General features: G+C 41.0%; 8 protein-coding genes. 3 read left to right on the forward strand and 5 right to left on the reverse strand.

The window, feature by feature from the left end; translation table 11 throughout:
- Window positions 1-290 precede the first annotated feature (290 nt).
- Window positions 291-2,357 carry a phosphodiester glycosidase family protein gene (locus tag RMY32_RS07000; RefSeq protein WP_322711195.1) on the reverse strand — a complete coding sequence of 689 codons (2,067 nt, stop codon included), beginning with the start codon at window positions 2,355-2,357 and terminating at the stop codon, window positions 291-293.
- Window positions 2,358-3,384: 1,027 nt separating this feature from the next.
- Here RMY32_RS07000 and RMY32_RS07005 point away from each other — a divergent pair.
- The gene (locus RMY32_RS07005; protein ID WP_322711062.1) at window positions 3,385-8,070 is read left to right on the forward strand and encodes a glutamate synthase-related protein; all 4,686 of its coding nucleotides are present in this window, start codon (window positions 3,385-3,387) and stop codon (window positions 8,068-8,070) included.
- A 295-nt stretch (window positions 8,071-8,365) separates the two neighbouring features.
- On the opposite strand, the gene RMY32_RS07010 is transcribed toward RMY32_RS07005, so the two are convergent.
- Both RMY32_RS07010 and RMY32_RS07015 read right to left on the reverse strand, forming a co-directional pair.
- Window positions 8,366-8,809, reverse strand: a complete 444-nt coding sequence (locus tag RMY32_RS07010) for a hypothetical protein (protein ID WP_322711063.1) — start codon at window positions 8,807-8,809, stop codon at window positions 8,366-8,368.
- A gap of 83 nt (window positions 8,810-8,892) precedes the next feature.
- Window positions 8,893-9,801: a polysaccharide deacetylase family protein gene (locus tag RMY32_RS07015; RefSeq protein ID WP_322711064.1), complete on the reverse strand. Its 909-nt coding sequence runs from the start codon at window positions 9,799-9,801 to the stop codon at window positions 8,893-8,895.
- Window positions 9,802-11,452: 1,651 nt separating this feature from the next.
- On the opposite strand from RMY32_RS07015, the gene lepB reads away from it, so the two are divergent.
- Complete coding sequence (gene lepB, locus RMY32_RS07020) at window positions 11,453-12,025, forward strand: signal peptidase I (RefSeq protein WP_322711066.1); 573 nt, start codon at window positions 11,453-11,455, stop codon at window positions 12,023-12,025.
- A gap of 175 nt (window positions 12,026-12,200) precedes the next feature.
- On the opposite strand, the gene RMY32_RS07025 is transcribed toward lepB, so the two are convergent.
- Both RMY32_RS07025 and RMY32_RS07030 read right to left on the reverse strand, forming a co-directional pair.
- Entirely contained in the window at window positions 12,201-12,734 is a 534-nt protein-coding gene (locus tag RMY32_RS07025) for a ComEA family DNA-binding protein (RefSeq protein WP_322711067.1), read from the reverse strand.
- Window positions 12,735-12,748: 14 nt separating this feature from the next.
- Complete coding sequence (locus RMY32_RS07030; RefSeq protein WP_322711069.1) at window positions 12,749-13,123, reverse strand: NINE protein; 375 nt, start codon at window positions 13,121-13,123, stop codon at window positions 12,749-12,751.
- A gap of 203 nt (window positions 13,124-13,326) precedes the next feature.
- Here RMY32_RS07030 and RMY32_RS07035 point away from each other — a divergent pair, with 203 nt between their 5' ends.
- Window positions 13,327-14,259, forward strand: a complete 933-nt coding sequence (locus RMY32_RS07035) for a DnaJ domain-containing protein (protein ID WP_322711070.1) — start codon at window positions 13,327-13,329, stop codon at window positions 14,257-14,259.
- Window positions 14,260-14,280 lie beyond the last annotated feature (21 nt).

Raw genomic sequence — 14,280 nt, forward strand, 5'->3', positions numbered from 1 at the left:
AGTTACCTCATTTGAAGACATAACAAACCGTTGGTACTCTTAATTATTGATAAAAAAATTTGGCGCTATCTTGCAACCTTGGAAATCAGCAATTTTATCGCACTTTGATAAACATAGCAAAATCAAACCTGATGGTGTAAACCATTACTACTAAAATTCTGATGTCTACACTAAGTCTTCATCAAGCAAAATTACAGCTTGTTCTAAACTTTAAAAAGTGGTTAGGGATTAGGGATTAGGGATTAGGGATTGGGGATTGGTAATTGAGTTTTTTCTCTATTCCCTGATTATCATCGTGGTTGCAGGAAAATACCAATTCCGTTGTGAACACGAGCAGCTGTACTGGGCGATCGATCGAGTAGTTGTCCTCCTAAATAAAGGCTGGTAGAACTGCCACCGTCCAAATTTAGGGCATCTACACAGCCCATGAGTTGCATCAATTGGGCATGTTCTGCCAAATTAGGCCCATAACCGCCGACACGATTATGTGTGGCAGTAATCATCAGTGTGCCTGTTTCTGTTGTGCAAATACCGCTACGAATAGCTTTTTCGGCAATAAAGGCATTGCTGAATTTTTCGCCTTTGGCATCAAGGACAATTTGACGATTTTGGACTAATAGCGGTCCAGCACCGATAATGTGGGGATAACGACTAAAATCTGTAGGAACAGTAGTGCTGAAAATGCTTACTGTGGTTCCAATAGGTAGCTGGGAGGCAGCACTAGCAGCGTTGGCGCGTAAAGTTAGCAGGTAACCATCCTGGGGAATGGGAATCGGCGTCTCACCAACTTTGCCGCCTGGTAGCTGATTAGTAATTTGGTCTTTCTGTACCACTAAGATAATTTCGTTATCCGTTAAGGGCGTGTAAGTTGCTCCCCAAGCTGAGGTGTAACGAGCAATGCCACTTTGAATGTAACCACTGTTGAGAAATAGAATTGGTAAGCGCTGGTCATTTGCTGTAATTAAAGTTTCTTCCAAGGTGAGACGACCGAAGTAAAATTGACCTGAATCATTCCAAGCGATCGCACCTCGATTGAGAATCGGGCCTGATAACCACTGATTATCCCGACGAATCGCACCCAATGGCAATTTATTATTACGGTTAAAATAACCACCGTTAATTCCAGCTACTGCTAAGTAACGTTGTGCTGTTTGAATTAAGGGAGCAGTACCCGCAAGTCCATCAGGACTAGCCCACATAGGTTTCAATGTTAGCCCAAATTTGCGGGGATTAACTTCTAACCAGACCACCGGAAAGCGTTCTGTGCCTAAGTTGACATAATGCTGTCGCCAGCGCAATCCTGGGGCCCAAGTAATATCTCGTTCTTCCAAAGGATCGGGTCGAATGTCGATAATCAGGCGATTGGGGTTATCTACAGTACTAACTTGAGGCGATAGACCAAAGGGAACGCTCAGACTAATAATGGTTTGGTTTTTCACCACCTCCACTTTTTGAATCAGCGGTTCAGGGGTTGGGGCTGGGGTTGCTGGTATTGGTTGTGTTGGTGTAACTGGTAATAATTGTTTGAGCAAGTTTGGCAACAATGATGGTGGTGCTGTTGGTGCTGCTGGTGGCTGGGGAGTATAGCGTTCTATCAAAACAGGGTCAGCGATTCCATCCACGGTAATTGTCCACTGTCGATTTGGCGGTACAGTGGATTTGGGAGTTGGCGTATCTGGATCGGAGGAAGGAATTTGTGGTTTGGCGATCGCTGACCCTTGTACAACTTGCCAGGGAGTGGGACGATCTAAATTGATAAGAATCCGAGTCTGTTGCAAAGGGGTACTCGCTTCTGGTGGTTCCTGGCTCTGAACAATATTTGTGATTTGTGTTTTTGGGGTAGCAATCGCCAAAGTGTTGCCATTAGCTTGAATTTGCCAGCCAGATGTTTGAGCAAAATTAGTGATATCCAGATAGCGATATGCTCCTAGTAGCCTAGTAGATAATACTAATGGCTTTGTCACCGACGAAAACCACTGTATTGGTTGCTTCGCTGAATTACTGCTGTTTAAGAAATTTACTCCAATTAATTGCCTGAATGCCCCATCACTAATATTGGTTGTCACCTGTCCAGATTTTCCAGGTCGCTGTAACCAAGTTCCTGCTAAAGTACGACCATTAAGGGAAATTTGATTACCAGAGGATGCCACACCTGGTAAAGGAGGTGCAGCTGACTGAGAAATTAATCTAGGTGTTGATTTGGTGGTTTTTGGGGATTCTTGGGCGTTAGCAGCACAAGTAGTCGTTAAGCACAGTACTGTTAAAAGTATTGGGGACACAGTAGCCCGGAAGAATCTGCGATCGCCCTTGGCGTTTGCAGAGCCATCACTAATCTCTGATTGGCAACAATTCGGCATTTTTACCATAATTTACTAGGTACTTTGGAAAACTATTACCCAAGGTTTAAACTAACCAATTATTTGGAAATATCAAGGAAACATGACTTTATTTTTGAATAAATATGGTAATCTATATATTGGCTACTTGTCTCTTTTAGACAAACATTAGACACACATTAATTTATTTAGACGCTAAAGCCACTGCAACCAAGTTTTTTAACTCCCAACTAATTTTAACCACACTATATACGGTAGTTTTGGTTATCAAAACTGGATTAAGATATTTAATCCTGCTGATCGTTGCTACTGTTATTACTTCAGTAATGTCTAGTTAATAGTAATACATGCGGCAACTGGTAAGCGGCAAAATTCTAGACAACAAAAATATTTGGGAATTGTCAAATGGGTATATATTGTAATACGCTGATTTTATTGCTGGATCGGGATAATCAAATAATTACTAATTCGTAATTCGTAATTCGTAATTAAAAGGGTACACCAGTTCAGACTCAATTTTTAATTCAATGATTAACAAAACAATGGAGGGTAGAACCCCTCACTGATTGCAACCACGAATTAAGGTAGCGTAGCGTAAAGCCTTTAGCATAGCTTCTCTAAGAAACGCAAGGCGACTGCTTAGAGTGAGTTCTTGATTGTCACGATCGATTACTAATTATCTGGGCTTTGGCTTAAAAAAATAGTGCAGCGTTCAGTTTTAGTTTTGTTTCAGGTGAGCCGAAATAGGCTCCATGAGTAGCTAGCGTGCATCTGGAAAAAAAATTGAAAAAATACTTAACTTCAAAATATAAAAAAGAAACTGTCAGGGCAAAAATGATGTCTTGGCGGAGGTAAGTTGTCTAACACCGCATAAATACATAAAAAATACGCAATTATTTTAACACGGGTTAACTAACAAAGTAAAACCGAAGTTAAAATTTTTTTTCCCTAAATTTCGGTGCTTATATATTTTTCCATCGCTGAATTTAGAAATTTTTTCCCACAATGTAGTGGCAAAATTGGTAACTCAATACTTTAGGAACAGGGTATGAATAATAAACCGATGAATCAAGGCCAGAAAATCACAGCGAATATCAACTCAAGAGATACCTATCAGGGGCAAAAGTGGTTAGTAGAGGAACGAGATGCCTGTGGTGTAGGTTTTATTGCTCATCGCCAAAATCATACCAGCCACGAAATTGTCGAAAAAGCCTTAGCTGCTTTAGCCTGTTTAGAACACCGGGGAGGTTGTAGCGCCGATCGCGACTCTGGTGATGGTGCTGGAGTCTTGACAGCTATCCCTTGGGAGTTGTTCCAACAAGACTTTGCCCAAAGGGGGAAGGAATTTCCATCTAGCGATCGCATAGCTGTGGGGATGATATTTCTACCACAAGACCAGCAAGCTGCACAACAAGCTAGGGTGACTGTTGAGCAAGTAGCTGCTGAAGAGAAATTAATTGTATTGGGTTGGCGAGTAGTACCAGTGCAATCTGATTTGCTGGGAGTACAAGCAAGAGAAAATCAGCCCCAGATTGAACAAGTTTTGTTAGCCTCTGTTGACAAAAGCGGTGATGAATTAGAAAGGCAGTTGTACATTACCCGCCGCCGAATTAGTAAAGCTGCAACTAACATCTCAGAAGAATTTTATATCTGTTCGTTGTCAAGTCGCACAATTGTCTACAAAGGCATGGTGCGTTCTGCTGTCTTGGGCAGCTTTTATGACGATTTAAAAAATCCAGCTTATAAAAGCGCCTTTGCTGTTTATCACCGCCGCTTTAGTACCAATACCATGCCCAAGTGGCCCCTAGCGCAACCAATGAGGCTTTTGGGTCACAACGGCGAAATCAATACCTTATTGGGTAACATCAACTGGATGATGGCACGAGAAGCGAGCCTGAATCATCCTGTATGGGGCGATCGCATTCAGGAACTCAAGCCATTAGTTCATATTGATAATAGCGACTCAGCTACTCTAGACAACGTAGTGGAATTGCTGGTTTGCTCTGGACGCAGCCCTCTGGAAGCTTTAATGATTATGGTTCCAGAGGCTTACCAAAATCAGCCTTCTTTACGTGAATCTCCAGAAATTGTTGATTTCTACGAATATTACAGTGGTTTGCAAGAAGCTTGGGACGGGCCAGCACTTTTAGTATTCAGCGATGGCAAAAAAGTTGGTGCAACTCTAGATCGTAATGGTTTAAGACCAGCTCGTTACGCAATCACCAAAGATGATTACATTGTTGTAGCTTCAGAAGCTGGTGTGGTGGATTTCCCAGAAGCCGATATTGTCGAAAAAGGTAGACTTGGGCCAGGGCAAATGATCGCTGTGGATTTAGAAAATCATGAAGTACTGAAGAATTGGGATATAAAGGGGCGCATTGCCAAGCAGCACCCTTATGGAGAATGGCTGCAACAGCACCGTCAAGAATTAAAGTCATTGGTCATTAGTCATCCGTCATTAGCAAATGGCAATGGCAAAGGACAATTGACAAATGACCAAGAACAATTGACTATTAACAAGCAAAACTTACTTCAGCGTCAAACTGCCTTTGGCTACACCACAGAAGATGTAGAAATGGTGATTCACCCAATGGCGATCGCCGGTTCAGAACCAACTTTCTGCATGGGTGATGATATTCCCTTAGCGGTGCTGTCACAAAAGCCTCACCTGCTTTATGACTATTTCAAACAGCGCTTTGCTCAGGTGACGAACCCAGCGATCGATCCCCTGCGAGAAAAGCTAGTGATGTCTCTAAAAGTTGAACTAGGCGAACGGGGTAACTTATTAGAACCCAAGCCAGAATATGCTCAAAGATTAAAACTGGAATCGCCAGTGTTAACTGATGGTGAATTAGAGGCGATTAAGCTGTCAGGATTTGCCACCGCTGAGTTGTCAACTCTATTTGCGATCGCTAGCGGTCCAGAAGGATTGAAAGCCGCAGTACAATCTTTGCAAGCACAAGCAGCTGAGTCAGTCCGGGCAGGTGCAAAGATTTTAATATTAAGCGATCGAGCTAATGACAGTCTCAACACAGAATATACATACATTCCTCCCCTATTAGCAGTGGGTGCAGTGCATCACCATCTGATTCGTGAGGGGTTGCGAATGAAAACATCCCTGATTGTGAATACTGCTCAATGCTGGAGTACCCATCACTTTGCTTGCCTGATTGGCTATGGTGCTGGCGCAGTTTGCCCTTACATGGCTTTAGATACGGTGCGTGATTGGTGGTCCGATCCCAAAACTCAAAAGTTAATGGGCGTTCAAAAAATTCCCACCCTCACCCTAGAACAAGCTTTAGGAAACTATCGCAAAGCAGTAGAGTCAGGTTTGCTCAAAATTCTCTCCAAAATGGGAATTTCTCTGCTCTCCAGCTATCAAGCAGCCCAAATCTTTGAAGCGATTGGCATCGGTGGAGATTTAATCGACCTGGGATTTCGTGGAACGACTTCCCGCATCGGTGGTTTGAGCATTACCGAACTTGCTGATGAAGTGCTTTCCTTCCACGTCAAAGCTTTCCCAGAACTAACAACCAAGAAGTTAGAAAACCTGGGCTTTGTGCAGTACCGTCCTGGCGGCGAGTACCACATGAATAGCCCCGAAATGGTTAAGGCGCTGCATAAGGCTCTAGATGACAAAAACTACGACCACTACGAAGTTTATAAAAAGCACCTCCAAGGCAGACCAGTAACAGCTTTGCGGGACTTGCTGGATTTCCAAGGCGATCGCACCCCAGTTCCTCTAGAAGAAGTGGAATCGGTATATGAAATAGTCAAGCGTTTCTGCACCGGTGGCATGTCTTTAGGCGCTTTGTCAAGAGAAGCCCACGAAACTTTAGCGATCGCCATGAACCGCATTGGTGGTAAATCAAATTCTGGAGAAGGCGGCGAAGATCCAGTGCGCTACACAGTTCTAGATGATGTAGACGAATCTGGTTACTCGCCAACCTTACCTCATTTAAAAGGATTGCGAAATGGCGATATAGCTCATAGTGCCATTAAGCAAGTTGCATCGGGACGCTTTGGTGTCACCCCAGAGTACCTAGTTAACGCCAAACAAATTGAAATCAAAATTGCCCAAGGTGCCAAGCCTGGGGAAGGTGGACAACTGCCAGGGCCCAAGGTGAGCCAATACATTGCGATGTTAAGGCGCTCCAAACCAGGTGTGACGCTGATATCGCCACCACCGCACCACGATATTTATTCGATTGAAGACTTAGCACAACTGATTTTCGATCTGCATCAAATTAATCCCAAAGCAAAGGTGTCGGTGAAGCTAGTTGCAGAAGTTGGCATTGGCACGATCGCGGCTGGTGTAGCTAAGGCAAACGCTGATATTATCCAAATTTCTGGTCATGATGGTGGTACAGGTGCATCGCCACTCAGTTCGATTAAACACGCTGGTTCGCCGTGGGAATTGGGTTTAAGTGAAGTGCATCGCGTCTTAATGGAAAATGGCTTGCGCGATCGCGTGATTTTACGCGTAGATGGCGGACTCAAGAGTGGTTGGGATGTGGTAATAGGTGCATTGATGGGCGGTGAAGAATTCGGTTTCGGCTCCATCGCCATGATTGCTGAAGGCTGTATTATGGCGAGAGTTTGCCACATGAATACCTGTCCTGTGGGTGTTGCTACTCAAAAAGAAGAACTCCGCAAGCGGTTTACGGGAATGCCGGAACAAGTTGTCAACTTCTTTTACTTCATTGCCGAAGAAGTGCGTAGTTTGTTAGCTCGACTTGGCTACCGTTCTTTGTCAGAAATCGTTGGACGTGCAGATTTATTAAAACTGCGCCCAGAAGTAAATCTCACCAAAACGCGATCGCTCAATCTCGACTGTTTACTTCAGCTACCAAATACCAGAGACAATCGTAGCTGGTTGGTGCATGAAGAAGTTCATAGCAATGGCGTGGTTTTGGATGACAAGTTCCTTGCCGATCCTGAAATTCAGGCTGCTATTAGAGATCAGTCTACTGTCACCAAAACTTACCCAATTATCAATACTGACAGAACAGTGGGCACAAGATTAGCGGGTGCGATCGCTTCTCAATATGGTGACAGTGGCTTTGAAGGACAAATTAATCTCAACTTTACAGGTAGTGTTGGGCAAAGCTTTGGTGCTTTCAACCTCCCAGGCATAATTCTCAGCCTAGAAGGAGAAGCAAATGACTATGTAGGTAAAGGAATGCATGGTGGTGAAATCATCATCAAACATCCAACTGATGCTACCTATAACGCATCACAAAACGTGATAGTTGGCAATACTTGTCTTTATGGTGCTACTGGTGGCATGTTATTTGCCAACGGTCTAGCAGGAGAACGCTTTGCTGTGAGAAACTCCAAAGGCATCGCAGTGATTGAAGGTGCTGGGGATCACTGCTGTGAATACATGACAGGTGGTGTGATTGTCGTCCTTGGCAAAGTAGGACGTAACATAGCTGCTGGAATGACTGGTGGACTGGCATACTTCTTGGATGAAGACGATTCATTCCGTGAATTAGTCAACCCAGAAATTGTCAAAATTCAGCGGGTGATTACCGAAGTAGGTGCAAAGCAACTGCAAGAGTTAATCCAAAATCATGCAGAACGCACTGGTTCACCAAAGGCGAAGAAAATTCTGCAAAACTGGCAAGAATTTTTGCCGAAATTCTGGCAGTTAGTTCCGCCTTCTGAAGCTGATAGTCCAGAAGCCAATCCTGAAAAAACAACTGAGTTCAGTTTAGTAAGCAGTCATTAAGAGACTTCTAACAAATCAATTCAATCTTGTAAGGCAGGCCAAAAAGCCTGCCTTTTAATAAAACAAGGTTTTCAGCGCTAAAAAACTTTCGTAATAGTCATGTAATAACGCTAAACCCTATTTTTTGTGATAATGGTTATCGTATTTTTTATAAACCTTATTTGTTCGTTATTTATTTTCAATAAAAATTTAATTTTAGCGATAAATTGTAGGTTGGGTTGAGGAGCGAAACCCAACCTACGCTGGTTTTAATTTTTGGCTTTAACTGAACCGTATTGCATTATAGTTCAGAAATTTATGAACGCCAGCGAAATATTTTTCTGCTCATAAATAGAGCTATACTTGCACCTATTGCCCCTAACATACCCGGAATTAAGAAGCTCAAATCAATTTTAGGAAAATGAGTAATTTCTTTAAGTATTGCATAATGAAAATCAATAATTGATTTAAGTATTTCATTTGGATTTTTAAATGAATGTCTACCTAAAAAAATATACCCAATTATTAGACCTTCATACCCTCCAATAGCCCCAATTAATAGTCTAAATATTTTAATAAAAAAATTGGTTTTCCTTATGATAATTAGAGTAGCTATTCCAGCAAATACTCCTCCAAAAAAAGGTGATCCAAATATTATTGCCAGAATTATTAATAACTCTAAAGTACTTGGTGGTTCAAAAAAAGGCGATCCAAATATTATTGTCATAACTGATAATGTTAGATCATCTGGTTTCCACATAACCTAAATTATTCATGATAATAAATTTTAGCTTTTAGTCAATTACTATTGACTAATGACCAATTATTTATAATTAATCATTATTACTTTTTGTTAGCAAGCAACTTTTGGTCAGCATCTTCGATTTCCAAAAGTTCTGGAATAGTTACAAAGCGATAGCCTTGCTTTTTAAAGTTGCTAATAATTTCTGGTAACGCTTGCACAGTTCTAGAACGATTACCACCACCATCATGCATTAGCACAATCCCACCAGGTTTAGAATCTTTAATCACGTTATCGATCAATTTTGGTACAGTTGGTAACTTGTAGTCTGTGGAGTCAGCAGACCACATCACCACAGCATACTTTTGTCCTTTTGCATAAGCAGATAATCCATTGTGTAGCATACCACCAGGCGGCCGGAACAGATTTGTTTTGACACCTGTAACTTGATAAATTAAGTCTGTTGTGCGCTCAATTTCAAAAGCAGCTGCTTGTTGATTAAAGAAGTGATACCAGTGATGCCAAGTATGGTTGGCAATGACGTGACCTTGAGCGACAATCTGCTTTCCTAACTCTGGATAATTTTTTAAGTTCTGCCCGACTACAAAAAACGTCCCTTTGATATTATTTGATTTCAGGATACTTAGCACTTGCTCTGTAGTCTGAGGCCAAGGGCCATCATCAAAGGTGAGAGCAATCACTTTCTCACCCTGAGTAAGTTTTGCGGCCTTAATGATTTCCCCTTGAAAACGTGATGGTATGGGATAAGCTAGACCCTTTGTTTGTGCTTCTTGCTGCCAACTTGTAAGCATCGCCGCCTTTAATTTCTCAAGACGCTGCTGAGTTCCTACGTTTGCAGATACATCCTTGATATTTATACTTGGTCTACTTTGAGCATCCGAAGCATTTGGTCTTAGAAGCATCATAAAAGCAAGACTAAAAACACCACCTAAAGCAAGCAGCGCAATTAATATTCCTTCTGGCCACAGAAATGACTTATTGTTTTCCACCTCAACGCTCCTTTAAAGATCGAACCATCACCACAGTTATGACGGTACGTTATAGCACATTTTTATTAGATATTTAGATACCAGTTGCTTTCTGGTAATCATGAAAATTGGAATTAGTATTAACGGGAATTCAAAATTGATTAAGAGCAACTATATTGCTTTAACTAAAATCTATATGCTCTCGATTTGGACAGCGTTGAATATACAATACTTGGTACTGTTTAATTTCAACCCAGTCATCAAAGGTAAGCTTTGCATTTCCACATTATTACCACTAGCTATAAGAAAGAGAGGAACACAATCAAATAATTAACTACATCCCAAAATCCTTTTAAATAGGAGTTATGAATTAGTTGCTGTTTTTCAGTTCACCGCTAAGGCAGATTATCCTTTCAAGTTTTATAGCTTTTCAAATAAGATGAACTTAGTTGTCATACCTACAATTTGCACTTTTAGCAGACTAAAGTTTTTTTAGCCAAACTTTCTCACTGTAAAACTGTATAGTTTACAACTTAAGTGTATTGTTTGGTTAACATACAAAATTACTTAAAAGGGTGGGGTCTCTTTAAAATAAAAGTCTGGTAAACTATTAGTTCTATCTTGATAAGATATATTTTACTGCCTGTTGTCATTGTTTCTTTTTTAAGAAAAAGTTAAATTTTCAACTGACAGAATGTTACCTTGTACTTTCTATGAAATAGACCAGACGAAAATTGATTCAATATAGTTTCTCATTGGCAAGGGGCATTTATTGTTTCAATCTAGTCACCTTTGACTCATTGAAGAAAAATAATTCTATCAGCAGCTTACTTCTGTTTCGGATGCTGATACTTTAGCTCAAATTGCTAGTAGCTTTCTGTCTGTGGATGTTTTTTTCGATAATTAAGTATGTTTATATCTTAATTAATAGTACAGTTTAATATGCACTGTCACCGTGTAATTACGGAAATTAATTTCGTATATATAGGCAAGTGATTAAAATCACAATAGAATAGCATTTATCCATTCAAGCAATAAAGCCTATATTTCATCTTTAAAAGTAGTATTTTTTACTAAAAACGCCGTTTTGAACCAAATTCATGCATTTAAAAATACATTTCAATTTTGGCTAAATTTATGTAATTTTACTTAAAAAGTATATTCTTCGTGTAACTCAACCTCCAGCAAGACTGCCCGACGCTCTCTGCGAGACGCTGCGCGTAGCTTGCTTCCCTGTAAGGGTACGCGGACTTGCTTGCCGCCGGCGCTATCTACCTTTTTTCAGTAAAGTAAGGTAGACTATTTTGCAACTCTACAACCAATTTTCTGTTTAAAGAAAAAACCTACTGGTTGTATCGCTTTAGCTGTCTGTAACTAGCTTCTTTTGCAGGAAGAAACAAAACTCTAAATTATCTCATAACTTGCCTTATAATTACAGCAATTAAAATTTTTATTTTTAATAATCTATTTAGCAATCCTAATTATTAGCTTATATTACCTCAGACAAGTCATAGTTTCTTTACAGTACTTTTGCTTATCTTGAGCAAATGGGTAAGTGTATTATTTAATGTCTCTATAGGTTGACCCTAAATCCTCTTTTCCTATTAATATAACTTTTGAGTCAAAATAATCAAGGTATTTGTCTCACTTCTGAAACTGGCTAGAAACTTTTATGATTCCTCACGAAAGTGATGCAAAAAAAGAGCGTGCGTCGTTAAGAGTATGGCGTAGTTGGCAAGAAAATCTGATTTTAATTGCGATCGCACTGTGTTTGGCATTCCTGATCAGGACTTTTATCGCCGAACCGCGCTATATACCTTCTGACTCGATGCTACCCACCTTACATACTGGCGATCGCTTGGTAGTTGAAAAAATCTCCTACCATTTTCATCCTCCCATAACTGGCGATATTATTGTTTTTCAACCACCCGCAGAACTACAACGTCGAGGATATCCGAAAGACCAAGCGTTTATCAAGCGAGTTATTGGCCAGCCTGGTGAGGTAATTAGCGTTGCTTCTGGCAAAGTCTACCTCAACGGTCAACCTTTGGCAGAAGACTACATCGCTGAACCTCCAAATCAGCCATACCAACCAGTAAAAGTCCCAGAAGACGAATTTTTCGTTATGGGAGATAATCGCAACGATAGTAATGACTCTCGCTATTGGGGCTTTTTACCCAGAAAAAATGTCATCGGTCGGGCAACGTTTCGCTTTTGGCCTCTCGATCGCATTGGGTTTATTTAAATAGTTAGGAGTTAGGAGTTAGGAGTTAGGAGTTATATAGACCTAACCTCAAACCCCAACGCTACAAGGGTTGGGGAGTAAGATTCAAAGCCTTTCTCCTTTTAGGAGAGGAATGGAAGTGAGGTCAAAATATATTGCATACAAACGATTTTCCCTATATTTTAAAACTTCTAACTTAAAACCTTAAATAATACATCAGTTGAGCGATCGCATCACCAGTTAACTCCAGCCGTCGCTGGAAATCAGCCAGGTTACGGTAAGGCCCGGCTGATTGCCGATTTTGCACCACTGCTTCCGCCAAAGACAAATCTATAAATGGAATTTGTGCTAATTTTTCAACGGTTGCTGTGTTCGGGTTGAGTAAATGGGTAGGATTTTCTAAAGATTCGTGGTCATAGTAAATAAAATTCAGCAGAGGCTTTAATGGCTCTAAGCGCGGCGCTGGTATACCTAAAGCCGCAGCGATATCTTCAATACAGTAAAATTTCACACCTGAATGTGAAAGTTCCACAAGCGATCGCGCTTGGTGAATTGACAAACCTGGTAGGCGTAACCAATCATCTACAGTCGCTTGATTAGCATCAATGCGAATACCTAATTGAGCTGCAATCTGAATTTCTTCTCCAGATTGTAGGCGATAGTAGGGATCGTTGAGGAGCTTGGCGCGGAGTTTTTGCAGTCTGGAATTTAAAGGTAGCCAGTTATTCATGATTGTTGCTTACCTTAAGAAATCTGGTCTAGCAATTGGCGGCGCTTTTGCTCAAATTCATACTCTGAAATTAGTCCATCCTGGCGCAGAGCATCTAATTCCCGCATTGCGTCAGCGATCGCTCCTACCTGATTAATCGCCTTTTGTGAAGTCCTTGCCGCTGACTTGCCGAGATTAAAATTGCGATCGAAAGCTTCTTCGTCTTGGGCTAAATACCAAACTCCCTCAATCGCACTAGCTACCTTGGGGATCGGCGTCCAGGAAAGCAACATATACAAAATACCCCACAGCGGCTGTCCCAGGTAGAATTTATGTAATCCTGAAATTGTCAGTGTGCCAGAAAAAGCTAAAACAGCGGCAATACTTCGACTTTTGCGCTTAGTCAACATATTTCTAATAAATATACGAATACCATAGTTCCTACAATAAGACAGCCAAAAGGCACACAAACAATTCATCCCTAACTAAATCTTCCCAGTCGCCAATCCCCAGTCCCCAATCCCCAATTTGAAGAAATTTGAGTAAGTTTCACATGACTGTGCATTCAGCTTTGATGCTAATTTTAAGTTTTTAACCGATCTAGACTACTACGATGTCACAGACCTTCCTACCGCCAGAATGGCTTAAACAGCTTTGCGATCCTTACGCTGTGCTAGGAATTTCTGTGAGTGCTGACGATCGCCAGATTTTTAAACGCTATCATACTTTAGCAAAGCTGCTACATCCCGATCGCTATGCTAAAAGCTGCAATCCAGACCAAGAATTAGCAACGGCGATACTTAGCTATTTAATCAATCCAGCTTACGAACAACTCAAAAATCGACACAAGCGCTTGATTGCCATAGCCATGCTGCGATCGGACGCAAGAGTACTACAGCAGCAAGCTTTGTGTGAGCAAAGTGCCATAGTTAAGGAAATTATAGAAATGTCTGCACCCCAAGCAGAATTGTTTTATGAAGAAGCGATCGCTTCCTATGCAGAAGCTCAATACAAATCACTCCATCAGTTTTATCAAGTTACACAACAAATTAGTATACTGAATTTAGTTTACTTACAGTTGCATAAACCTGACTTGTTTCTACCACAAAAAGCTGTTCGCATCATCCCTGAAGTAGAAGTCAAGCCAATTGAATTGACATTTAATCAAGAAACTAATGTCAAACCAGTTTTGACAAATTACGCCCAACGTCACTACCAACGAGCGATTGAGTACGTCAGGCTAGCCAATTGGGCCCTAGCCGTACAAGAACTGCGCGATGCCATCAAGTTAGAGCCAAATAACAGCGACTATTATGCTTTATTAGGTTTAGTACATCTAAAACAGAAATTTATCGGGATGGCTAGGGTTTATATCCGTCAAGCATTAAAACTTAACCCGCAAGATTCACTAGCTCAGAAATACGCTACCAGACTGAAAATTGAACCGGGTGAAAATACCAATCCGAAATCAATGGCTAAAGCTCTGAGTATTGCGAGTTTATTAAGTCGATTTAATAAGGGGAAACCTTCTCAAGTCAAGTGTTGAAATTTCGGTAACAAACCGTAC

Origin of the sequence: Nostoc sp. ChiSLP03a, assembly GCF_034531215.2 — a bacterium.
Lineage (GTDB): Bacteria > Cyanobacteriota > Cyanobacteriia > Cyanobacteriales > Nostocaceae > Nostoc.